The sequence below is a fragment of the Streptomyces sp. NPDC101234 genome (assembly GCF_044767525.1).
In the GTDB taxonomy this organism is placed as follows: Bacteria; Actinomycetota; Actinomycetes; order Streptomycetales; family Streptomycetaceae; genus Streptomyces; species Streptomyces sasae.
Window position 1 is genome coordinate 69,962 of the sequence record NZ_JBIWOA010000026.1, and the last position, 22,838, is coordinate 92,799.

The following is a 22,838-nucleotide window of genomic DNA, read 5'->3' on the forward strand; positions in this document are numbered from 1 at the left end:
CCCCGGTTACGGCGTCACGCGCTCGGCCTGAGCGGTGGCGGACGCGGTGACGGTCAGGGTGCGTAGGCCGATGAGCTGGAGGATCTGCGCGCGCTGATGGTGGGTGACGCGCACCGTCACCTTGTCGCCGTGCGCCGTCGCCGTACCGCTGTCGCCCGTGGAGGCGACATACGCCCGCGCCGCGGCCGCGGCCTTCTCCCCCATCAGCCGAACGTCGTCCGTACGGCGCAGACGCCCGATGTCCACCTGCTGCGCGCCGGTGCGGGCGGCCTCCTGAGCCGTGTCCAGGGCGCGGGCCTTGCCGGCCAGTGCCAGCCCGCCGTCCACGACGATCCCGGCGAACAGCCACAGGGCCAGTACGGTGCCGACGACGAACGCGGTGACCTGCCCGCGGTCGTCGCCTCCCGTCACACGGCCCCAGGCCCAGGACTTCAGCCGATTGGGCATGTTCATGGGGTGCTCCGGTAACGGTCAACGGGCGAGTGGGCCGTGTCAGCCACCGTCACGCTCCCGGGCATGGGGATGATCGTGAGGTTTCGAAGATCGGCGGTGCAGGTCACGGTGGCTGATGTGCTGCCGCCCGGTGTCAGGCTGCCGGTGGCGACCGTGACCTTGGGGCGCGCACAGGCGCTGCGGGCGGCGTGCAGAGCGTCCTGCGCCGCACGCTGTGCATCGGAACGGGCATGAGGTTCCGTGCGGGCCAGGGAAGCGGCGCGGGCGGCCTGGTGGGCGGCGTCTGCGACCACGAGTCGCGCGTCCGAGAGGCGTCCCAGCGCGACGACGGTCAGCATCACCATGACGAGCAGCGGGGTCACCAGCACCAGCTCGACCGCCGCCGACCCACGGTCCACCCGCCCTTCGGGGCCGCCCGTCATGGTGTTGCTCCTTGCGGCGTGGTGAGTCGTTCGACGGCTCCGGAGGCCATGCCGGTGGCGTGCAGGTTGAGGCCGGGCACCACGGGCATCACGGCTCCCCGCACCGTCACGGTCGCCTGGACCGCTGTGCGGCGCACGGTCACGGACGGCGAGGTGAGGATGCGGCCTTTGAGTTGGGCGAGACTGGTCCGGGCCTGGGCCTGCCCGTCGGCGGTCGTCGCGTTCTTCGCGCGGGCGGCGGCCAGGGCACGTTCGGCGGTGTACTGCGCGATGTGCTGAGCGTGCCAGGCGAGTGCGAACTGCACGCTGAGCAGCATCATCAGCAGCACTGCCGGAACGACCAGCACCAGCTGGGTGGTTGCCGCGCCACGGTCGTCACGGAACCCGCTCGGGACGTACGGCATGCCCTATCCGAGGTCGATGCTGTTGGCTCGGGCAGTGACCTTGGCGACGATGATGCCGACGACCGTCAGGCCGAGGATCGCGAGCAGTGCGGTGACCACGATCGTCTCCGTGGTGTAGCCCGCGTCGTTGCGGGCGGCGTGCCGTACGCGGGCGAGATGCCTGCGCGCGGTGGCGATCAGGTAGTCCAGGTGCATACGAGACATGCGGATCGTTCTCCGGTCGGTGGTGTGCGTGGGGTGAGCTGCGTGCATCCGAGACGGGCGTCAGGTGGCCGTCAGCACATGGGCGAGGGCCGGGTAGCCGATCAGCAGCAGGAAGGCGGCGAAGAGCACGACCACGGGCAGGGACATCTGCTCAGTGGCGGCCTGAGCGGCGCCGTCGGCCTCGGAGATACGGCGGCGGCGCATCGCCCTGGCCTTCGCCGCGAGCGATCCACGGACTTTGGCGCCCTCCGCGCCGGCCAGGCCGAGAGTGGCGGCAAGCTCGACAAGGTCGGTCACGGCCAGCTGCCGCCCGAGGTCGCCGAGGTGCGTCCAGGGGCTGGTGCGGGTCAGCTGAGCGACATGCAGAGCATGGCGGAGCTTCCCGGCCGCCCACCCTGTCGGAGCGTGGACGGCATGGGTGAGAGCCTGCTGCACTCCGGCCCCGCCCGCGAGCGCGATCACGGTGAGGTCCAGGACGAGGCTGAGGGTGTGCCGCATCTCGCGACGCCGCAGGGCAGCCTGCCTTCGCACCGCAAGATCGGGGGCAAAGAACAGCACTACGGCGAGCGCCAACGAGCCGCTCACCGGCGCCCACGTTCCCGTGTCCATCCCCGCGCCGAGGCGGATCAGCGCCACCGCGAGCCACGGTGCGGCCAGTCCGGCGATCGCGCAGGTCGCCTTGCCCGCGAGATGTCTGTCGACGTCCTGCCCGCACACGGCGAGGTCCGCGCGCAGAGAAGCGGTGGGCAGGCCGAGCGCCCGCACCAGCGGGATGAATCGTCGGCCCAGCCGGGTCGCCCATTCCTCGCCCTCGGCCTCCGGCACTGACGCCGGCGGGAGTGGCGGAGCGTCGAGCGCGGCCAGGACGTCGGCGAGGGCGGGGCGAGGCGGGCGCAGCCCGTGGACGAGGGCGGTCAGGCCGGCCCCGAACATGGCTCCCAGTACCAGGACAGTGATCATCGTGTCCCTCCCGGCACCGCGCCGACGCCCACGGGGCCGGGTGCGGTCGCGGAGCTCATCAGACGTACGGGTTCGTCGACACGACCGATCGCGGTCAGCCAAGCGAAGGACGTAGCGAACAGCGCGCCCACTGCGGCCAGGACCACCTGCCCGGCGAGCGTGTCGAACGGGTCCAGGTAGGGACGGTTGAAGACCACCAGCCCCACCGCCATCCCGAGCGTGACGCTTACGGTGACCCGGACTCCGGTGCGGATGCTGGCCCGCCCGGCGTCGACGCGCTGCCGCATCGCCACCTGCTCGCGCACCGATTCCGCCAGCTCACCGAGTAGTGGTCCGAGTTGGCTGCCCTGCTGCTCAGCCGCCATGACGAGCGCGGCGACCACCACGTCGGCCAGTGGATCGTCCGCTTCCTCCGCGAAGGCTCGCAGCGCCGCAGGCAGCGGACGTCCGGCACGCACCGAAGCGACCAGACTGCCGAGTTCCCGTTCCAGCGCGGTGGGGGCGATGTCCGCGGTGACGAGGACCGCCTGCTCCAGGCCTGCGGCGGCGGACAACGTGTCACGGAGCATCTCCGTCCAGGTGGCCAGCGCCTCCATCCGCTCCGTACGCCGCGCGGCCTGCCGGTCCGGGCCGAGCAGCCCGGGCAGGGTGAGCAGTGCCGCCGTGGTGAGCAAAGCGGCAACCGGCCACGCGGTCAGAGCTCCGACGGCGATCCCGGTCACCCCTGCAATGGTCACCCGTCGCTTGGTCCAGTTCTCGGGCAGACGCTCCATGAGGCTCCGCACAGCGCCGGCCTGTACCTCACGGTCCGGGCGGCGCACGGAGCCGTAGACGATGGTGACGAGGCCGAGTCCGAAGAGCGCTCCGAGCACCGCCACGACCGCCGTCAGCGAGCCGTTCGTGAATTCCATGCCCGTCACGCTCCCCACCGGGGAACGGCGACCGCCTGCGGCTCCAGGCCGGCCGCCATGAGGTCCTGGAGCGTCTCGGCGCGCAGCGGGGCGGCGGGCTCGGCCCGTCCGTTCGGGCCGGGCCGGTAGACCTCGTTGGAGACGACCTGTGCCCCGTCGGCGTCGATGACCTCGCGCACGGAGTCGACCACCCGCCGGCCGTCGGCATCCCAGCCGAGGTGGACGACGAAGTGCACGGCGGAGGCCACGAGCAGGTTCGTCGCTTCGAGCGACAAACGCTCCGGTGCCTGGGCTGCATACGAGGCGAGCTTGGTGAACACGCCCCGGGAGGTGGAGGCATGGATGGTGGACAGAGAGCCGTCGTTGCCCTGGGACATGGCGTTGCACATCGGGATCACCTCCGCCCCGCGGATCTCCCCGACGATCACCCGGTCCGGAGACATCCGCAGCCCCCACCGCACCAGCTCCGCCTGGTCGATGCCGCCCTGGCCCTCGATGTTCGGCTCACGGGCCTGCATCGCCACCACGTTCGGATGCGCCCGGGTGTCCGCGTCCAGCCCCAGCTCGAAGGTGTCCTCGATCGTCACCAGCCGCTCGGCCGGCGGGATCTCGCTGGCGAACGCCCGCAGCACCGTGGTCTTGCCGACGTTGGTGCCGCCGCCGATCACGATGTTCTTCCGGGCCCGCACCAGCGCGGCAAGGAACGCGGCCAGCTGCGGGTCGCACACTCCCAGCCGTACAAGCTCGGCCATCGACGTGGCCGGGAAGCGATGCCGCCGAATCGTCAACGACACCCGACCGGTCACCGCCATCACGGCAAACAGCCGAGAGCCATCCGGCAGTTGAAGATTCAGACGCGGCATGCCGCGGTCGAATCGCCGTTCCTCACCGTCCACGCTCGCCGCGAGGGTGCGCGCGAGTTCCACGAGCTCGGCGTCCGAGGCAGCCACCGGTGGCCGACGATGCCACTGCCCGTGTGCGTCCTTGACCCACACCACATCGCAGCCGTTGACGCAGATGTTCTCCAGGCTTTCGTCAGCGAGGAGCCGCTCCAGTCCCCCGGTGCCGAACAGCGAGTCCTCCACGGCCTGCGCGATCCGCTGCTCGGCCCATTGATCGAGTCCCTGGCCGCCTTCGGTCACGGTCCTGCGCCAGTGAGTGCCGAGTTCCTCGCCCAGCAGGCGCTTCACCGTGTCCCGCCGCGCCATGTCGTCCTCGGGCGGGAGCCCGGCCGCCTCCCGCTCACCGGCGTACGCCGCAAGCCGGGCCACCACACGTTGCCTGACCAAGTCCGCCAGTTCCCGTTCGTGCGCTCCGAACTGGCCCGGCACCGCGCCTACGGACATGCCCACTGCGCTCATACGCCGCTCCCCTCTGCCGCGGCCTCCACCAGCGCCGCCCGCATCTGCCTGACCACTCCGGCGCGCTCAGGCGCCTCCACCTGCCCGCCGGCTCCACTGATCTGCCGGGCGAGGAGATGCGCGGCGGCCATCAAGGGCAGCGTGCGGAAACCGGAAGTACGCAGGGTGATCCGCCGTTGGCTGCGCATCGCGGCCACGGTCCTCACATCCCACGGCAGGAAGACCACGTCCTGAATGCCGAGGGCCTGGGAAATCTCCTCCGGCGGAAACGGGCACGGCCCGACCACGACGAGAGTGATCCGCCGGGCCTCTTCGGCGACGCCCAGGAGGTGCGCGTAGACGTGGGTCAGCGCCTCCGGACAGCCGCGCGTCACCAGCATCACGTGATCCGACGAGGCCAGCAGCCCATCGACGTCCCCGCCGATCCTCCCGACGTCCAGGAGCGCCGTGCCCCGGTCACCGACGTCTCCGGTCAGAACGCGCCGCCCGCTCTCAGCAGCCAACACCCGTACCGCCTCGCCGCACGCACCCCGGCCGGCGGGTGCCACAACAGCCCGCACGTTGAAAGGCAGTTCGGCGACCGCTCCCAGAAGCGAACCCGGTTGGGGTTGCCGGGCTGCGGCGGCAGCATCCAGCAGGCCAGGCGTGTACGGCGCGCCGTACCGCGTGGCGAGATCACCACCCCAGACATTGGCCTCTACGACGACCGGCCGTACACCACCGTCCGCTTCGTGAGGCCACGCAGCGGCCAACGCCAGCGCGGTCGTCGTCACTCCCGGGGCACCGGTCAGCGAGCCCAAGGTGATCAGCCGCCTCACGGTGCCTCACGCCCCTCGGCCGGAAGCACCACGATCCGCGGGTACTCGAACGCCGCTGCCCGGCGCACCGCACCGGTCTCCACCAGCACCGTCACCACCCGCACACCGCTGGCGGACTCCGGGGCCTTCACACCGGTCACCGTCCCGACGACGGCAGCCGGCGCCTTGTCCTCTGCCTCCTTGTCCACAGAGCCGCCCTCGGTGGACGGGCCCGGGAGCACGGCGACGCGTTCTCCCCGCGCAAGCTCGGGCGGAGCACCCCCCGTCTCGACCGCGAGCGACAGCTGCGACCACCCGGAAGGTGGAAAATCCGCCCGCTTCCCGACCTGCTCCCTCGCAAGCAGTGACCCGGCCACCAACGGCACCCTGGCCTGCCGTCCCACCACCTGCGCCCGGTCGGCAACCCGCACCACGCCCGCCTCAGCCGCAACCTCGACGGAACGCAGATCACCGGCGGTAAACACGTGCCCGGCCGGTACGTCCCGGGCGAGCACCAACACGTCCGTACGACCGCCCAGCTCCGTCGCAATCAGCGTGAAGCCGACCGCGGACGCCAACACGGTCCCGATCCCGCCCCACAACCAGCCCGGTCTGCGCTTGACGCCGCCGCCGTGGGCCGACGGCCGCTGCTCCGGTCCGCCCTTGCGCGCACCGGGCAATCCGATCCCATGGGCCGGCGGAGAAGACATGGAGGTACCCACAAATCACCTCGCAGAAGAGAAAATCTGACTGTTCCGGGGCCCGTCCCGTCTCGACGAGCTGGTCCTCATCCGGCGCCGTCACCGCACGACGACGGCCTGCACCTCATCCACCACCAGTTGCCGCTCCGCGCCTATCATCAGTCCGGGTACCACTCCGGACTGACCGCCACCGCGCCACTCCACATCCCAGGTCACCCGCACGGACACCGTGAACCTCTTGTCCGGCTGGGCCAGCGAGGCCCTTCGGTACGTATAGCCGCAATCCGGCGACTTCGCGTCCGGTCGGTACTTCGCGGAGTACGGCGTCCCCGACCCCGTACACGAAACCGTCGAGCCATCCCCCATCGACCACACCGCCAGACGCGGACGCGCGGTCGCCGTCACTTGCACGCCAGGCACCGACACGGTTTCCGTAACGGGTCCCCAGCTGCTCTTCTCCACCCACATCCACGTCGGCACGTGGACCACCTGGGCGGAGTCTTCGTCGGGACTCATGTGAATCACGGGCTCGGGCAACTGCAGCCGCTCGACGGCCTGTCGAGCCACTGCCTCCACGGAGACCTGCGGCCGTTGCGCGCCGCCGGACTTCTTCCCGTCTTTCTTGTCCGCGTCAAACCGCGGCAGAATGCCGATGCCGTTGCCCAGGTCGTACTCCCACCCGTCCGAGACAACCGTCGGTGGCCCGGCGGACCCACCGCCCGCACCACCGCCGCCTCCACGACTGCCACCGCCGCTTCGGCGTACGGGAGCTGTCCTCGGGGAGCGCCGCGCCGGACGCGTACGAGAAGCCTTGAGATCGCACCCGCCGCCCGCGCAGCTCACGCCGGTGCCGGTACCGAATCCGTCGTCTGCGAACGCCTTCGGTCCGGCCAACAGGCCAGTCCCGACGACGGCCAGGAGGATGGCCATCGGCACGACCGCCCCGCCGCGGCTTACTGCACGCACGTGCCGACCTCGCCGATGTACAGCGACTCGACCAGCCAACGGCCGCCGTGCTTACTGACCGTCGCGTCGACGCGATGATGCCCACCCGGCACGTCGTCCTCGAGTGCACCGTCCTTGGTGTACTGGAGCCACCGGGAACCGTCGGCGCAGTCCTGGATGACGACCGTCGAAGCCCCGGCCTTCGTGACCACGGGCGCAAACTTCGGTTGCCCCTTCGTCACGACTCCCTGCTCCTTGTTCGCTCGCATCATGTGGCGCAGAAGCTGAAGGGCACCACCCTCTGCATGGTCATCCAGCCGCGAGTGCCCAGCATCCAAAGTCCGAGCCGCGACGACCACGTCGCCCCACATCGCCCGGTAGGCCGCGAGCGCCGCATCCCCCGAGGGCGGAGCAGCAGCCGCAGATCGGCCCGAAGCAAGCGTCCCAGGAGGCGCCGGAGCGCCATCTGCAGGCGTGCATGCTGCAGCAGTCAGCAGAAGCACCAACGCAGCCAGGCCGCCGTGCCCGTTCTTCACCACAGACCCCCATTACTCATTGCCAACATATAGCAACTCTTAGTAGTCGAATGCGACTGGAGTTACCCGGCGAGACGGAGGGTCAACCGCAATCAGAGCGCTCAATTTGAGCCAGTCTTAGCCTTGTTGCATACCTTTGGCCATAGATGATGCGCGGTGTTTGTCGCTCGGTCGAGCGACAAACACCGCGTGAACGAGGGGGAAGGCGGTCCAGCACTTACCCAAACGCCCTCAACACCTCAGTCGCCCGAAGGTACGAGACGATCAGCCGTACCGACAACGCCCGGCAGCACGAACCAGGCCGTCTTGGTTCCCTTCCGGCTACGGAACCCCCAGGCTCCCTTGGTGAGTTCGTGGACGATGAACAGGCCTCGTCCGCCCTCGGACAGCAGCGCGCACAGCGCCTCCAGGCCGCCGCCACGCTTGTCCTCGGCCGGAGCGTACGGTGTCGCGGCCGGGAAAGCAGGGATCTTCGGGATACGCGGATCGTGATCCTCGACCTCGCAGATGACCTCCGCAGCGGTGCGACGCAGACGCATCTCGTACGGCCCCACCGCGTGCTTGGTGGCGTTGGTGACGAACTCGGAGACGGCGAGTACAGCATCGCTGATCGCCTCGCCATCGAATCCGAGCTGGTCGAGTGCACAGCGGAGAGCGGCACGGGCCTGGGCCGGAGCGTCGGGAGTGCAACTCGTCCAGCGCCACACGACGCACGGCGCAGCGCCCAACGCGCGGAGCGCGGTCATCGACGGCCTCCCCGGACTGCGTGGCGTCCGCGTACGACGCGGCGGTGACGACCGCTTCCGGGACGTACGCAATCGCGCGCTTCGCACAGCGCGAACGGACCGGCCATTGTCACGAACGGCAGCGACAAGACGGCAGTGAACAGAATCGGCACCACGGCAGGGACCTCCCCGGTGATCGCGACTGGGTCGCGACCACAACACCGTGGACTCGATGAAGAGCGGAACCCCCCTCTGACCAGCTCTTTCAAGGACTTTTCGCCGCGCCGAACGTATGAATCACCCCGCGAGCGCGAGGGGACGTCGCGGCTCGGGCGCAGCCGATGTGAAGGCGGTTCGACGGCAACCCGCAGTGGACGTACAAGTCGACTTCGGCAGGCGCTGCGCCCACGGCGAGAGGATCGAGCCCTACGGCGATGGCGAGTTCGCCTCGCTCGGCCAGTAGTCGGGCCAGCCGGGGATGGGCGGGCACTCGCACAGCGAACGGTGAGCCGTCGGGGTGCAGCAGGATGCGGGCGCCAGGATGAAGCGTGACCCGCGGTCCGATGTCGGTGAGTGGCCGACCAGCCTCCACGAGGCCGAAGGCGTCAGCGAGGCTACGCATCTCCCACTCGATCCGCTCACTGGTCTCACCGCGGCGCCGCGCCGGCGGGTGCGCCAGCAGCACGATCCCGAGCGGATCGCCTCGGCCATCGGCGCCGATCCATGTCCAGACACCGAGTGATGCGAACAACCCAGCTGATACGGCAGAGGCAGAGGGTTCGGAGCGGGCTGGTGTGAGCGTGTGAGCATCATGCCCCGGGACGGGGACGCAGGGCTTGAACTCCGCCCACACCGTCTTGCTGACCCCCGCCCCATAGGCCACGCCCCAGTCGTCGGCGAGGGCGCCGACGAGAATGAGTCCGCGCCCGTGGCAGTCATCGGCAGTGGCATCTCGTACGGTCGGGATTCCGTCACCCTGGTCACGCACTTCGACACGCAGTCGCTCGTTGCCCAGGCTTACCCGCACCAGGAAGTCCTGCCCGGCAGGAGCGGCATGCTCGATCGCGTTCGTGGCGAGCTCGGAAACGCAGACGAGGATGTCGTCGGACTGGCCATCAAGCCCCCACTCCGCGAGGGCGTCAGCGACGAAGCTGCGCGCATGTGCAGCGGAGGCCGGATGGCTGGTGAACTGTCTCTCACGTGGCTGCTGCACGGGCCGGCTCCCCTCGCTTCTCCATACCGCGGGGATGCCCGACGCACCGGCGGCCGAGCAGGAAGGAGAGCCGATGCGCGGTGCCTGCCTCGTCACCGGACTCGCCCAACTCGTACCCCCAGCTGGTGGCATAGAGCCTGTCATGGGCGGCAACAGCCTGGACGAAGACCGGGTTGAGCGGGTTCACAACGCCCAGTGCCTGATCATCCGCGTCTATCACAGACAGTCCCTGTGCCTTGAGTTGCTCCGCGAGAATGACCGGTACGGGGGTCGCATCCATGCGCTGATCTCACCGCAGCCCTGTGCAGCCCGGCATCTGACAACCTATGACACGGAGTCGATCATGCCTCTGACCGTGACGATTACCGGCACGCGGTCAACCCACCACCACGAACTCACCTGGTACGCGAACCTGTTCAAGCAATTCCTGGGCCCCTTCGCCAGCGACGATCAGGCTCATTTCCACATCGGAGGCGCGAAGGGCATCGACAGCCTGACCCTGGTGTGGCTCGCGGCGAACTCGAAGGCAAAGATCACGATCGTTGCGCCGGGCATGCTCGCGCAGCAGCCACCCGAAGCGCAGGAGGCAATCCAGAGGTGCTGCGAACGGATCGCCGAGATCGTAGAGCTGGGCGCTGCGGAACTGAAGACTCCGGCCTATCACGCGCGCAACTCCTGGATGGTGGACCACTCCGACATGGTGATTGGCTTCCCGCTCAGCGGACCCGAAGCCACGTCCGGCACTTGGCAGACCCTCAACTACGGGGCGGAGCAGGGTAAACCTCGCTTGATCGTGCCCGTGTAGTCCGTGCAGCGGGCATCATGAGGGTATGACCGCGCACCACCGGCGCGTCGGCGCCGCCACGCTCAAGCGGCTCAGGCTGTCCCGCGGCTGGTCTCTCGCGGACACCGCACGGTCGCTCATTGACACGGCGTCCCGGCTCGGGCAGCCGTTCGGCTCCAGCCTTGCCAGCGTGCAACGCTCCGTCGCCCGATGGGAGAGCGCGACCGCGCCGATCCTGCCGGGCGAGCGGTATCAACTCCTGCTCGCCCACGTCTATGCGCGCGGCCGGAACGGGCAGCACAGTCTCGGGCCAGGCTCTGACTTCACCGAACTTCTCGGTGCTCTCGCCCACCTGGGGGAAGGCGAGCGTCAGCTCCACGAGTTGCGCGCGTTGCTCCTGCGCAAGGCCACCGACGCCAGCGGCGGCTTGCTCGCTCTGCTCGGCCCGACGACGCAACACGCCTTGCTCGAAGCGCTCGCAGATCCGACCCGCATCGACGGAGAACTACTCACCGGCATGCGGGCGGCCGTCGCCGACGTGAACGTGCAGGTCGGCAGCATCCCCTTCGTACGCCTGCAAACTCTCCTCGCGCCCGTCGTCGAATCCTGCCGCCGCCTGCTGACGGACGCCGTGCCTGGACCGCTGTTGCCCGAGTTGCGCTCGATCGCGGCGCAGGCCTACACCCTCGCCGGCCGCTTCGCCTTCGAGACCCGGGACGACGCGGCATCACGTGCCCTGTATTCGGCGGCCACCGACACGGCCGGCCGGATCGGCGACCCGTGGCAGCGCGCTGTCGTCCACATGAGCCACGCCCTGGTCACCCTGTACTCGACGCCCGGCATCGAGCCGGCACGCGCCCTCGTCGACGCCGCCGTACGCGACGCACGAGCCGGAACGAGCATCACCGTCCGGGGCCGTGCCCACGCCCTACAAGCAGAGATCGCCGCACGCGCCGGGTCCAGACAGCACGCCCAGGCCGCGCTGTCGCTGGCGTGGTACGACATGGACGGCGACCGGGTCGGCGACCCGTCGTCGAGCAGCTTCTCGCCCGCACACCTTCGCGGTTTCGACGGACTGTGCGAGCTGTACGTCGGCGACCCGGCCGTCGCCCACGACGCCTTCGCCCGCTCCGCCCAAGCGCTCACCAAACAACGCGAACGCGTACAACGCGCCATCGTCACCACCGACCAGGCACTAACCCGTATCCGACTCGGCGACCCACACGCTGCCGCCGAACTGCTCCACGACTGCATCGACGGAGCGTCCAGCACGGGCGGCCGCGTCGCCACCATCCGACTGCGCCGAGCACGGCAGGAACTGCGCCCGTGGCGTACGGAGGGCTTCGTCGCCGATCTTGACGACCACCTGATCGACGCTCTGGGTGCGTAGAACGCGACGAAACAATGCGACTGTATTGATCACGACCGATTGCAGGCCCGAGGATGCGAGCCAACCTCATCAGCGGACTAGCCACCTTCTCACACACCCATAATGGACAAAAGCTGACATATGCACCATCGGCATCGGCCGGATGCCCTCTTGCCAGAGGGCGCCACGAGACCACCAATACCGAGCACTGACCAAAGTGTCAGTGCCACCTGGAAGAATGTGCACGTGACGCGCGACAACAAGGAAGCTCAGCGGGCTGAGCTGCACCGGACCATCTGGCGGATTGCTAACGACCTGCGCGGCAGCGTCGACGGCTGGGACTTCAAGGCCTATGTCCTGGGGATGCTGTTCTACCGGTACATCTCCGAGAACCTGACGGCCTACATCAACGAGCAGGAGTACCAGGCCACTGAAGATCCGGACTTCGACTACGCCGACCTAAACGACACCGTCGCCGAATCCGGCCGCACCGAGACGGTCGAGGAGAAGGGCTTCTACATCCTGCCCTCGGGTCTGTTCGCCAACGTACGCAAGCGTGGGGCTGGGGATGAGAACCTCAACAAGACCCTGCATGAGGTGTTCAAAGACATCGAAGCCTCGGCCCAGGGCACCGCCAGCGAGGACGACTTCAAGGGCTTGTTCGCCGACCTGGACGTGAACAGTCCCAAGCTCGGCCCGACCGTCGCTAAACGCAACGAAAAACTCCGCAAGCTCCTGAACGCCATCGGTGACCTGAACTTGGGCTCGTTCGCCGACAACACCATCGACGCGTTTGGCGACGCCTACGAGTACCTCATGACGATGTACGCCTCCAACGCAGGAAAGTCCGGCGGTGAATTCTTCACACCGCAGGAGGTCTCCGAGTTGATGGCACGCATCACCGTGGTCGGCAAGAGTGAGGTCAACAAGGTTTACGACCCCGCCTGCGGATCCGGGTCGCTTCTGCTGAAATTTGCCAAAGTGCTCGGCAGGGACAGGGTCCGCCAGGGATTCTACGGCCAGGAGATTAACCTAGCCACGTACAACCTGTGTCGGATCAACATGTTCCTGCACGATATCAACTACGAGAAGTTCGACATCGCCCACGGCGACACCCTCACCGACCCCGCGCACATGGACGACGAGCCATTCGAGGCCATCGTGTCCAACCCTCCTTACTCCACCAGATGGGAGGGCGACTCCAACCCGCTGCTGATCAACGACGAGCGGTACAAGCCGGCTGGTGTACTGGCCCCCAAGTCAAAGGCTGACCTGGCCTTCACCATGCACATCCTGTCATGGCTGGCCGAGAACGGCACCGCTGCGATCGTCGAATTCCCCGGTGTGCTCTACCGCGGCGGCGCCGAAAAGAAGATCCGCAAGTACCTCATCGACAACAACTTCATCGACGCGGTCATCCAACTGCCCCCCGACCTCTTCTTCGGCACCACAATCAGCACCTGCATCATCGTGCTCAAGAAGGCCAAGACCGACAACAAGACACTGTTCATTGATGCTTCCGCCGAGTTCGTGCGTCAGGGCAACAAGAACAAGCTTTCCGAGGCCAACCGCACCAAGATCCTCGAAGCCTACATCACCCGTCAGAACGTTGATCACTTCGCCCGACTGGTTGACAATTCCGAGATCGATGACCAGCACGACTACAACATCTCAGTGTCCTCATACGTCGAGGAGCAAGATACACGCGAGGCCGTGGACATCACGACGCTGAACGCCGAGATCGCGCAAATCATGACCCGCCAGTCCACTCTGCGCTCCCAGATCGACGCCATCGTCGCCGACATCGAGGGAATCGCCAAGTGAGCCGGATCGACGGGCTGCTCAAGCAGCACTGCCCTGACGGAGTTGAGTACAAGCTGTTGGGCGAGGTCGGTGAGTTCATTCGTGGCCGCCGGTTCACCAAGAACGACTACGTCGAGTCGGGTCTGGGGTGCATCCACTACGGGCAAATCTACACCGACTATGGCACCGCAGCAGACTCGACAGTAGCATTCATCAAACCTGACCTCCGAGGTTCCCTCCGGCTGGCTCGCAAGAACGACCTTGTCATTGCAGCAACTGGTGAGAATATCCAAGACGTATGCAAGGCTGTGGCATGGCTCGGCGAGGAAGAAGTCGCAGTTCACGATGACTGCTACATCTTCCGTCACTCCTTCGACCCAAAATTCGCCTCCTACCTCTTCCAGTCCTCCATCTTCCAGGAACAGAAGGTGAAGTACGCGAACGAGTCCAAGGTGGTCCGAATCTCTGGCGCTAATTTGTCTAAGATCAAAGTCCCCGTCCCACCGTTGGAGGTTCAGAATGAAATCGCTGAAATCCTCACGACGATGGAGACGCTGGAGACCGACCTGAAGGCCGAGCTGAATGCTGAGCTGAAGGCCAGGAAGCGCCAGTATGCGTACTACTACGACGCCTTGCTAACCCTCCCCGGGGAGGGGCGGACCAAGTGGGCGACCTTGGGTGAACTCGCCGAGATCGGCACGGGGAGCCACAACACGAACGAAGGCCTCTCCGTCGGCGAATACCCCTTCTTCGTCCGCTCCCAGGAAGTCCGACGACTGCAGGCGTACGACTTCGACGAGACGGCGATCATTACCTCGGGCGACGGCGTCGGCGTCGGGAAGGTATTCCATTACATTGAAGGAAAGTACGCCCTCCATCAACGGGCTTATCGAATTCATGTTACGGACCCATCGCTAATGCCGAAGTTCTACTTTCATTACATGCGATCCACTTTCGGAGACTACATGGAGCGGAGCGCCGTTCGTTCTTCCGTTACCTCGGTTCGACGCCCTATGCTCGAGCGTTACCCAGTCCCAGTCCCTGACCTCCTGGAGCAGAAGCGCATCGTCGATACTCTCGACGCGCTCGATGCTTTGGTGAACGACTATTCGGCAAGCCTCCCGGCCGAAATCACCGCGCGTCGTCAGCAGTACACCTACTACCGTGACCGCCTCCTGACTTTCGAGGAGAAGACCGCAGCATGACTGCCCGCTCTGGTATCACTTGCCATATCGACCCGATTGCGCTCAGCGAGGAATCGACCGTCGTTGCGGAGTACGAGCCCGATCCTGCAACGTCGGACCGGTACCAGAGCGAGTCCGAGCTCGAGAAGGAATTCATCAAGCAGCTGCGTGGGCAGGCGTATGAGTACCTGCCCATCACCAGCGAGGCCGACCTCGTGGCCAACTTGCGCATTCAGCTGGAGGCATTGAACGGCATCACGTTCACCGACGCCGAGTGGAAGACATTTTTCTCTGAGAAGATCGCCAGTGCCAACGACGGCATAGTGGAGAAGACTGCGCGCATCCAAGAGGACCACGTCCAAATCCTCAACCGGCAGGACGGGTCCTTCGAGAACATCGCGCTGATTGACAAGACCAACATCCACAACAACCGGCTGCAGGTCATCAACCAGTACGAGTCCGAAGGCGAGCGTGCAAGCCGATACGACGTGACGATCCTGGTCAACGGCTTGCCTATGGTCCACGTCGAACTCAAGCGGCGCGGTGTGGACATCCGCGAGGCGTTCAACCAGATCAATCGGTATCAGCGCGACTCGTTCTGGGCCAGCTCGGGCCTGTTCGAGTACGTGCAGTTGTTCGTCATCAGCAACGGCACCCTGACGAAGTACTACGCGAACACGACTCGCGACCGACACGTGGGCGAGACCACGGGCAGGCGACGTCGTAAGCAGACCTCGAATTCATTCGAGTTCACCAGCTGGTGGGCCGATGCCAACAACAATCGGATCGCGGATCTGCCGGGGTTCACCCGAACGCTTCTGTCCAAGCGGACTCTACTCAACGTCCTGGCCCAGTACTGCGTGTTCGACGTCGACCGCAACCTGTTGGTCATGCGGCCTTACCAGATCGTAGCCACTGAGCGGATCCTGCAGCGGATCGAGACATCCACGAACTACAAGCAAACCGGCACCATCGACGCCGGCGGGTACGTGTGGCACACCACCGGGTCGGGCAAGACCCTGACCAGCTTCAAAAGCGCCCAGTTGGCGACCCGCATGGACGGCATCGACAAGGTGTTGTTCGTCGTGGACCGCAAGGACCTCGACTATCAGACCATGCGCGAATACGAGCGATTCGAGAAGGGCGCGGCCAACTCCAACGCCTCCACCACAGTACTCAAGAAGCAACTGGAGGACGCCGACTCCCGGATCATCATCACCACGATCCAGAAGCTCTCGATCTTCGTGGAACGCAACAACCAGCACCCGGTTTACGGCAAGCATGTAGTGATCGTGTTCGACGAATGCCACCGCTCCCAGTTCGGCGACATGCACACCGCAATCACCAAGGCATTCAAGCGCTACCATCTGTTCGGGTTCACCGGAACGCCAATTTTCGCCGACAATGCCAGCACCAGCGGCAACCCGAAACGTCGCACCACTGCGCAGGCCTTTGGGGACAAGCTGCACACGTACACGATCGTGGACGCCATCGGCGACAAAAACGTCCTGCCGTTCCGCATCGACTACGTCAACACGATCAAGATCGCCCCGCAGGCCACGGACAAGCAGGTAACTGCGATCGACACCGAGTCCGCGCTGCTACACCCCAACCGAGTGCGCATGGTGGCCAGCTACATCCTGGACCACTTCGACCAGAAGACCCGCCGTGGCGAGGGTTACGTCCTCAAAGACAAGCGTGTACGCGGGTTCAACTCGATGTTCGCCACCGCATCCATCGACGCGGCCAAGCGATACTACAACGCCATCGAGATGCTTCAGCGTGAACGTGAGCAGGCAGCCCAGGCCGCAGGCAAGCGGTACGAGTGCCTCAAGGTCGCGCTGATCTACTCCTTTGCCCCCAACGAGGACGCGGCCGACGGCCTGCTGGGCGAGGAGGACTTCACGCCCGACGGCCTGGACAATGTCTCCCGCGACTTTCTGGAGAACGCAATCCAGAAATACAACGATATGTTTGGCACGTCATACGACACATCGTCGGCGAAGTTCGAAAACTACTACAAGGATCTATCTGGTCGGCTCAAGAACCGTGAGGTCGACCTGGTCATCGTGGTCAATATGTTCCTGACGGGATTCGACGCCACCACTCTCAACACCCTATGGGTGGACAAGAATCTCAAGCAACACGGTCTGATACAGGCATTCTCCCGCACCAACCGTGTTCTCAATTCAGTCAAGAGCTACGGCAACGTCGTCTGCTTTCGCAACCTGCAGAGCGAGGTCGACGACGCCCTGGCGCTGTTCGGGAACAAAGACGCGGCTGGCATCGTCAAGATGGCCCCCTACAGGGAGCACTACGCCAAATACCAACAGCAGATCGCCGACCTGCTTGACCGCTTCCCTCTGAGCCAGGAGGTCGTTGGCGAGCAGGCACAGAAGGAATTCATCGCGCTATTCGGCGCGATCCTGAGCCTTCGCAATATTTTGGTCGCCTTCGATGAGTTCGCGGGCGACGAGATCCTCACGCCACGGCAGATGCAGGACTACCAGTCGATATACCTGGACCTGTACGAGGATTTCCGCCGAATCGCTGACGGGGACAAGGAGTCCATAAGTGACGACGTCGTCTTCGAGATCGAGCTGGTCAAGCAGGTTGAGGTTGGCGTTGATTACATCCTGATGCTGGTGCGCGAATACCAGAGGCAGAAGGGCAACGGCATCGACAAGGAGCTCGAGGTCCGCGAGAACATCGCCCGTGCCCTGGACGCCAGCGCATCACTGCGTAACAAGAAAGACTTGGTCATGGAGTTCGTCGACTCCATCTCCGCCGACACCGACACCGACTACGCTTGGCAGGCCTACATCGCCCAGAAGAAGCACGACGAGCTTGAGCAGATCATCACCGACGAGAACCTGAAGTCCGAGCCCGCCCGCGCCTTCGTCGAGGATGCCTTCCGCAACGGCGAGATCCCCACCGGCGGCACCGCAATTACCAAGATCCTACCCCCGGCTTCCCGGTTCGCCCCCGACAACAACCACGGTGCCAAGAAAGCCGTCGTGCTACAGAAGCTCAAGGCCTTCTTCGACCGGTTCTCCAGCCTGTCCTAAGCCTGCATTGTTCCGGACGCCGATGGCCACGCCTTCGACTTTCGAAGAACCTTTTGGTCGACGTGCCGAGGGTAAGAACCTCCTGGACGATGACGGCACCCCGCTGACGCTGGTCTGACCGGTGACTAGGCTTGACGGGCCAGCAGCAACGCCTGTCACTGAGGTTTTCGCTTCGGGGTGCCGTCATGGCGGAGTCCAGGTGAGACTGGTCTCGGCGATGGAGCCGTCGAGGAGGTACGGGCTGGGACTGAATCTTCTTCAGCCGAGTGCCGGTGAGGTCGGCGAGGGTGCAGGCGGCCAGGTACCTCAGGTCGTTCTTCGGATTTACCCACACGCCTTCGGCCGGTAGACGTTCAGGGCGTAGGTCGGCAGACGGAACACAGTCAGCTACCGGGCCGGGCTGCCAGTATCGCAATACTCGCCGGCGTCCGGCGCTGGGTCTTCGCCCCATCCGTGCACGGCCGGACCCTGCTCCAGAGCACGCGCAAGCCACTTCCGCGAGGCCAGCTTCACCCGGGACGCCTCCCCCGAGGAGCCCTTGGAGCACAGGCGTACGTCCAGCACGCCGCCAGGCGGCGTGCTGGACGTACTCGTTTTCCGCGGCACCTGTAACACCCGCGCGACCAGCAGCGCCCGCATGCCCGCCACCAACATCTCGGCAGTCTGCAGCCGCACCCACACCCGCCGGGCCCGCTCCACCGTGGTCATGCCACCCCGTCGGAATACCTCATGCCACCGGACTACACCCAGGCACAGTACCCACGTCATCCAGCGAAAACCTCGGGAGTGTCAATGGTCACAGCTTCCTAGGCCTTGTCATCGGCGCCCCGCAGTGATGCCAGGACCAGGCGCCCATACCGTGTGGTGAGAGCTGCGGCGGTGGCGGCCACCGACAGTGCTACCGAGATGAGCAGGTGTGCCGTGGAGTGGTCGTCGAGGACTTGAAGGATGCTGAGGGCGGTGCCGAGTGGCAGGCCGAGAATGGTGAGGACGCCCAAGGCTCCGCTGATCTGCTGGCTCTCCTGGTTCTGTACAAGCCGGCTGTAGTCGGCCGCTTCAGCCAAGATTTCGTCGAAACGTGCAGGCAGCCGGTGCTGGTTCTGGAAGGCGAGGAGCAGATCGTTGGCCGGGCCGTGTGCGGTGAGGTGCTGTCGCCAGTAGGTGCTTCGGAAGACGGCGATGTTCCGCTCAAGCGTGGCTACACGTCGCGCGAGACGGGAGGAGTTGAACACTTCCGAGAGTTCATCGGTGAGCTCGTCGATGTGATCGCGCTGAAGTGAACCGAGGAGCAGGGCGTCGAGATAGACAGTACGCGAGTGCAGGGCGCCGAATTCATAGAAGTCGCCCTCACCTGCGTCCGGCCGGTGGCCGAGGAAGGCGGCGCCTTGGCGCAGTACCAGGGCACTCCAGTCCGCCGAGATTCTTACGGTGTCCTTGAGCTGTTCGCGGGCGGTCTCCGGGGGCAGGGGGAAGTCCTCCGGTGTGGAGCGTGACGCCAGCTGCCACAGCCAGCGGTCCGCGGTGGTCGGCAGCGCTCCTTCGGGGCCGGCTCGGAGGGCGAGGGCGTGCTGCGCCGTGGGAGTCATGAAGGCGATGGTGTACGGCCGGGCTATGGCGAACGGCGTGTCGGGGTCGCGGACGTCGGCAATCCCGGCGAGCAGTACGGCCGGGTCGAAGGGCCCGGTGAGTGGTTCGTCGGCGGAGTTCGACCTCCGCCCGGCCATGGCCCGCAGGACAGGTAGCAGTGGTCTCTCTACGCTGAAGTGCAGGACCACGAGGGCGTGTTCGGGGTTGCGCGCGGTGGCCGCGCGGAGAAGTTCCATGCCCAGGAGGTGCAGCCCGTCGTTCTTGACGTCGAGCGGCAGGTGCCAGCGGCGCGGCCGTCCGGGCGCTCCGTACAGTGCGCGGGCGGAGGCGGGGGCGAAGTAGGTGGACCGGGTCTGGGCGTCGGTACGGCGATTGCCCAGTTCGAAGGGGAACGGGCCTTCGGGCCAGTCGGGTACGCGTAGCAGCCGCACCGGCAGTACCACGGTCAGCTCTTGGCGTGCCCCCACGGCGTTCTGGAGCAACGGAACTCCCTGGGGAGTCACCGGTAGTACTCGGCCGGGTCGGGTTGGTCGAGGCGGATGACGAACTCTGCTCGGTCGGGGCTTTCGGCACTGATGTGGAAGCGGACCCGCTCGCCCGTGCGGATGGTTCGGAATCCCTCGGTGACGATCTGCCGGTAGTCGAAGCTGTAGTAACGCTCATCCTCGTCGTCCCGAACGACGTAGGAGCCAAGCGCTCCGCTCAGTCCGCCGCCGCTCGGGCGTCTATCCACGATGGTTCCCTGACGGGGGCCGCCGCTGCTCATGCCGTCTCCTCCCTCGTCCGTGACGTGTCGAGGTCTTGCACGCAGCGGAAACCGACCGCGTTGCTACCGCCGCGCTTGCGGTAGATGCCCTTGCTGCTGGTCTGCACAGCACGCATCGGGTTGTCGTAGCTGCCGCCGCAGATGACGGCCTCGCCGGGGTCGTCCAGGCTGGTGGATGTCCATTCCCAGCAGTTGCCCACCATGTCGAGGATGCCGAACGGGGAGCGGTTGCCCGGTCGTTCGTCGACGGGTATCGCCCCAGCCCGTCGGACGGCGTCGCCTGCGAAGTCCCGGTACCACGCCTGGTACGTCACGACGGGCCGGCCGACCCAGGTGTCGGCGCAGTTGATACGGCTGCTGTCGGGCGTGTCGCCAGAGGGGAAAATGCGTCCGTCCGCACCTCGCGCAGCCGCTTCCCACTCAAGGGAGGTCGGCAGCCGCTTGCCCTCGAACACGGCGAAGGCGTACGCGCTCCACCAGCTGACGCAGATGGCCGGGTGGGCGTCGTAGCGCGGGTTCTCGTAGTAGTCCGGCCGCCGCAGTCGGTCGGTCCACGGGCGGTGTGTGACGTCGGCCGGCTGGTCGGGGTGGTCCCACTGCGAGGTACCGTCCTCGTCGAGGGCGTCGAGGAAGCGACGGTAGCGTGCGACGGTCACGGCGTGGCGGTCGAAGTATACGGGGTGCTCGACGCGGCGGATCAGCAGCCGTTCGGCGGGACCGACCACGTACGCCCCGGCGGGCAGCACGCAGTCATCCGCTTCAGCGAGGCCGGGCATACCGGCGAGGAACGCGCGAACCTGCTCGGTGAGGAAGGCGCCGCCCGGAAGATCCGCTGCCGAGTCCCGGTTCGCCGGGTCGGCGAGAAATCTGGCAGCCAGTAGTTCCTGGTACGCCGTGTGTACGAAGGCGACATGGTCGGGCCCTGCGGGCCGCAGCAGCGGAGCAAGGACAGACGCGTCGAGGTCGAGGCGCCCGTCCTTGAAGGCGTCGGCTCCCAGCTGCCGGTGAAGGTCAAGGAGGGAGAACACGGTGCGGTCGGTGAGGAAGGCACGTCCGAACGCGGCTGGCAGCCGCCGCTCCAGGTCGGGCTGCCCTCGTTCGGTCAACGTCCGTGTGATGTGTGCGCCGAGGATGTCCGCGAGCGGGCGGCCCGAAGGGAGGTCCAGGGATGCGGTGAGGTGTTTCTCCAGAGGGGTTGCCTCGGGCTCGGCCAGGCGTACGACGTGGAAGTGCGGTACGCGGGACGGGTCCAGGCCGTTCGCATACATCTGCTCGACCAGTTGCTCGGAGCGGCCCGCGCCGCTGTCCAGCAGCTGGCGTACCTGGGGCGAGTCCGCGAGGAATGACACCCGTGAGCTCATGACCACCGCTGATTCGGCGGACAGGACGGCCGCGAGATCGGCGAAGAGCCGCAGGAAACCGGCCGCGCTTGGTTCATCCACACCCTCGTCGACCGCGTCGAGCACGCACAGCGCGGTCCCCGAGCGGATGAGAAAGAGGAAGAGGTCGTAAGCGCGCGAGCGATCTGACGTCATGGCCGGTGCGAGGAGGCGGGCCGCGTACTCCGAGAACGGTTCGTCCTTCGGTTTGAGACCGAGGTCGAAGTAGAAGCGGAAGCGGCGGATCTCGGAGTTGACGGCCAGTGAGCGCAGGAGCGTGCTCTTGCCGCTCCCCGGGCGACCGGTGACCAGGACGTTCGCGCTGCCGCGCGACAGACGTGTCAGGAGCTGTGCCGCGTCATCGGACTGCTCCATCGTCGACTCGCCAGTGCGGGGATCGACGGTCAATGCCGCCGCGGCGATCGCGGTTCTTTGCTCCACCGGGGTGGCCACGGAGGCGAGATCGGCAAGATGGATGTCGAGATTGACGATGGTATCGACGAAACCGTCGTAACGCACGATACGAAAGTCCAGCCCTAGCATGGAATGGAGGGCGCCGGGTGTCGCACCGCCGTCGTCGTCGACGACGACGAACCGGGTGACCTTTGGCAGCCGGGTGCGCAACAGCTCGCCACCACTGGAGGCCAGGACGGTACTCAGGTCGTCAGCGTCCCGGGAAAGCATCAATTCCACGTACTCCAGCCGCATCCCCGCCTCGCGGCAGAACAGCTGGTAGACCGTGTCCGGGCTAAGGACGAACCGCTTCGCCTGCCGGTAGCCGAGGGTGACGTACAGCCCAGCGAGGAACTCGCAGCGGCCGGCCACCTCGGGCGCCATGTCGGGCTCGCCGCCGAGAAGGGCCGCGCTTCCGGTATTGGTGAACCAGACCAGGACGTCCACGAGCCTGCGGACCGCCAGCAGCCCGTCCTCGTCGCTGATGTGGTATCCATCGTGCGTGGATCGGTTGCGGAGCCGACGGATGTCTTCGAGCGCGTCCACAACCGTGCTGCTGCGGATGTACGGGCGGCAGCGCTTCACCAGGTCGTTCAGGGCCTTCGTGGCGGGGTCGCCCTCGACGCCATGGTGGCGCCACAGCTCCTTGAGCAGCTTCTCGGTCAGTTTCCCGACCAGGGCGACCGCATTCTCAGGATAGCCATCGTTGAGGGACCGTAACGGCCGTTCCAGATCGAGCCCCAGTCGATCGGCGATCCGTGAGTGGTCGTCGAGTTCACTCCGCAGGCGCCGCAGCCGTTCGTCGACCATGGT

General features: G+C 66.2%; 21 protein-coding genes. 5 read left to right on the forward strand and 16 right to left on the reverse strand.

What is annotated here, in order from left to right; translation table 11 throughout:
* Positions 1-6 precede the first annotated feature (6 nt).
* From ACIRR9_RS37655 to ACIRR9_RS37715, 13 genes are all read right to left on the reverse strand, one after another.
* Complete coding sequence (locus ACIRR9_RS37655) at positions 7-453, reverse strand: Tad domain-containing protein (RefSeq protein ID WP_403761566.1); 447 nt, start codon at positions 451-453, stop codon at positions 7-9.
* Positions 450-875: a TadE family protein gene (locus ACIRR9_RS37660; RefSeq protein WP_403761569.1), complete on the reverse strand. Its 426-nt coding sequence runs from the start codon at positions 873-875 to the stop codon at positions 450-452. Before ACIRR9_RS37660 ends, ACIRR9_RS37655 begins: the two co-directional genes overlap by 4 nt.
* A complete protein-coding gene (locus tag ACIRR9_RS37665; protein WP_403761571.1) occupies positions 872-1,279 on the reverse strand; it encodes a TadE/TadG family type IV pilus assembly protein in 408 nt (135 codons plus the stop codon). The genes ACIRR9_RS37660 and ACIRR9_RS37665 overlap by 4 nt, the downstream gene beginning before the upstream one ends.
* A gap of 3 nt (positions 1,280-1,282) precedes the next feature.
* A complete protein-coding gene (locus ACIRR9_RS37670; RefSeq protein WP_403761574.1) occupies positions 1,283-1,483 on the reverse strand; it encodes a hypothetical protein in 201 nt (66 codons plus the stop codon).
* 60 nt (positions 1,484-1,543) lie between these two features.
* The gene (locus tag ACIRR9_RS37675) at positions 1,544-2,440 is read right to left on the reverse strand and encodes a type II secretion system F family protein (RefSeq protein ID WP_403761803.1); all 897 of its coding nucleotides are present in this window, start codon (positions 2,438-2,440) and stop codon (positions 1,544-1,546) included.
* Entirely contained in the window at positions 2,440-3,354 is a 915-nt protein-coding gene (locus tag ACIRR9_RS37680) for a type II secretion system F family protein (RefSeq protein WP_403761577.1), read from the reverse strand. The genes ACIRR9_RS37675 and ACIRR9_RS37680 overlap by 1 nt, the downstream gene beginning before the upstream one ends.
* A gap of 5 nt (positions 3,355-3,359) precedes the next feature.
* Complete coding sequence (locus tag ACIRR9_RS37685; protein ID WP_403761580.1) at positions 3,360-4,715, reverse strand: CpaF family protein; 1,356 nt, start codon at positions 4,713-4,715, stop codon at positions 3,360-3,362.
* The gene (locus tag ACIRR9_RS37690) at positions 4,712-5,533 is read right to left on the reverse strand and encodes a MinD/ParA family protein (RefSeq protein WP_403761583.1); all 822 of its coding nucleotides are present in this window, start codon (positions 5,531-5,533) and stop codon (positions 4,712-4,714) included. Before ACIRR9_RS37690 ends, ACIRR9_RS37685 begins: the two co-directional genes overlap by 4 nt.
* Positions 5,530-6,222 carry an SAF domain-containing protein gene (locus ACIRR9_RS37695; RefSeq protein WP_403761586.1) on the reverse strand — a complete coding sequence of 231 codons (693 nt, stop codon included), beginning with the start codon at positions 6,220-6,222 and terminating at the stop codon, positions 5,530-5,532. The genes ACIRR9_RS37690 and ACIRR9_RS37695 overlap by 4 nt, the downstream gene beginning before the upstream one ends.
* Before the next feature lie 90 nt (positions 6,223-6,312).
* Complete coding sequence (locus ACIRR9_RS37700; protein WP_403761588.1) at positions 6,313-7,143, reverse strand: hypothetical protein; 831 nt, start codon at positions 7,141-7,143, stop codon at positions 6,313-6,315.
* Between the two features lie 23 nt (positions 7,144-7,166).
* Positions 7,167-7,697 (reverse strand): hypothetical protein, encoded by a 531-nt coding sequence (locus ACIRR9_RS37705; protein WP_403761591.1) that lies wholly within the window; start codon positions 7,695-7,697, stop codon positions 7,167-7,169.
* Positions 7,698-7,933: 236 nt separating this feature from the next.
* Positions 7,934-8,440 carry an ATP-binding protein gene (locus ACIRR9_RS37710; RefSeq protein ID WP_403761594.1) on the reverse strand — a complete coding sequence of 169 codons (507 nt, stop codon included), beginning with the start codon at positions 8,438-8,440 and terminating at the stop codon, positions 7,934-7,936.
* Positions 8,441-8,684: 244 nt separating this feature from the next.
* A complete protein-coding gene (locus ACIRR9_RS37715; RefSeq protein WP_403761597.1) occupies positions 8,685-9,632 on the reverse strand; it encodes an ATP-binding protein in 948 nt (315 codons plus the stop codon).
* A 343-nt stretch (positions 9,633-9,975) separates the two neighbouring features.
* On the opposite strand from ACIRR9_RS37715, the gene ACIRR9_RS37720 reads away from it, so the two are divergent.
* From ACIRR9_RS37720 to ACIRR9_RS37740, 5 genes are all read left to right on the forward strand, one after another.
* Entirely contained in the window at positions 9,976-10,437 is a 462-nt protein-coding gene (locus ACIRR9_RS37720; protein WP_403761806.1) for a hypothetical protein, read from the forward strand.
* Positions 10,438-10,462: 25 nt separating this feature from the next.
* Entirely contained in the window at positions 10,463-11,806 is a 1,344-nt protein-coding gene (locus ACIRR9_RS37725; protein ID WP_403761599.1) for a hypothetical protein, read from the forward strand.
* A 225-nt stretch (positions 11,807-12,031) separates the two neighbouring features.
* Positions 12,032-13,609: a type I restriction-modification system subunit M gene (locus ACIRR9_RS37730; protein WP_403761602.1), complete on the forward strand. Its 1,578-nt coding sequence runs from the start codon at positions 12,032-12,034 to the stop codon at positions 13,607-13,609.
* Entirely contained in the window at positions 13,606-14,793 is a 1,188-nt protein-coding gene (locus ACIRR9_RS37735) for a restriction endonuclease subunit S (protein ID WP_403761604.1), read from the forward strand. Before ACIRR9_RS37730 ends, ACIRR9_RS37735 begins: the two co-directional genes overlap by 4 nt.
* Positions 14,790-17,840, forward strand: a complete 3,051-nt coding sequence (locus ACIRR9_RS37740) for a type I restriction endonuclease subunit R (protein ID WP_403761607.1) — start codon at positions 14,790-14,792, stop codon at positions 17,838-17,840. Before ACIRR9_RS37735 ends, ACIRR9_RS37740 begins: the two co-directional genes overlap by 4 nt.
* An 806-nt stretch (positions 17,841-18,646) precedes the next feature.
* Here ACIRR9_RS37740 and ACIRR9_RS37745 read toward each other — a convergent pair.
* The 3 genes from ACIRR9_RS37745 to ACIRR9_RS37755 are packed head-to-tail and all read right to left on the reverse strand — an operon-like array spanning position 18,647 to position 22,835.
* Complete coding sequence (locus ACIRR9_RS37745; protein WP_403761609.1) at positions 18,647-19,909, reverse strand: hypothetical protein; 1,263 nt, start codon at positions 19,907-19,909, stop codon at positions 18,647-18,649.
* 17 nt (positions 19,910-19,926) lie between these two features.
* Positions 19,927-20,193, reverse strand: a complete 267-nt coding sequence (locus ACIRR9_RS37750; RefSeq protein WP_403761611.1) for a hypothetical protein — start codon at positions 20,191-20,193, stop codon at positions 19,927-19,929.
* Positions 20,190-22,835 (reverse strand): SUMF1/EgtB/PvdO family nonheme iron enzyme, encoded by a 2,646-nt coding sequence (locus tag ACIRR9_RS37755; RefSeq protein WP_403761809.1) that lies wholly within the window; start codon positions 22,833-22,835, stop codon positions 20,190-20,192. The genes ACIRR9_RS37750 and ACIRR9_RS37755 overlap by 4 nt, the downstream gene beginning before the upstream one ends.
* Positions 22,836-22,838 lie beyond the last annotated feature (3 nt).